This window comes from Herbaspirillum sp. RV1423 (assembly GCF_000577615.1).
Lineage (GTDB): Bacteria > Pseudomonadota > Gammaproteobacteria > Burkholderiales > Burkholderiaceae_D > Herbaspirillum.
Map to the genome: position 1 here is coordinate 1 of NZ_CBXX010000104.1, position 573 is coordinate 573.

The following is a 573-nucleotide window of genomic DNA, read 5'->3' on the forward strand; positions in this document are numbered from 1 at the left end:
AGCCGGCTTTCGGTCAGGTCCGTGTCTCCAACGAACTGCGTAAGCGCGGCATCTTCGTTTCTCCATCGGGGGTACGGTCGGTATGGATCCGACGCAACCTGGAGTCATTCAAGAAGCGTCTCTCGGCGCTGGAGCGGTACGTTGCCGAAACTGGCGAAGTGTTGACCGAAGCGCAAGTCGTTGCGCTCGAGAAGAAGCAGGAAGACGATGTGGCGCACGGCGAAATCGAGACGGCCCATCCAGATTATCTCGGCAGCCAGGACACCTTCTATGTCGGCACCATCAAGGGCGTAGGCCGGATTTATCAGCAGACCTTCGTCGATACTTACTCGAAGTGGGCAGCGGCCAAACTCTATACGACGAAGACACCGATTACCGCCGCCGATCTACTGAACGACCGGGTATTGCCGTTCCTGGCGGAACAAGAAATGGGGCTGATCCGTGTCCTGACCGACCGCGGCACCGAGTATTGCGGCCGGCCGGAAGCACATGATTACCAGCTCTATTTGGCCCTCAAGGACATTGAGCACACCAAGACAAAGGTCCGGCATCCGCAGACCAATGGAATCTGTG

Annotated in this window: 1 pseudogene; it reads left to right on the forward strand. The window is 57.6% G+C overall.

The features are described from left to right. Positions 1-573: pseudogene (locus RV1423_RS28290) on the forward strand (IS481 family transposase); the annotation flags it as partial.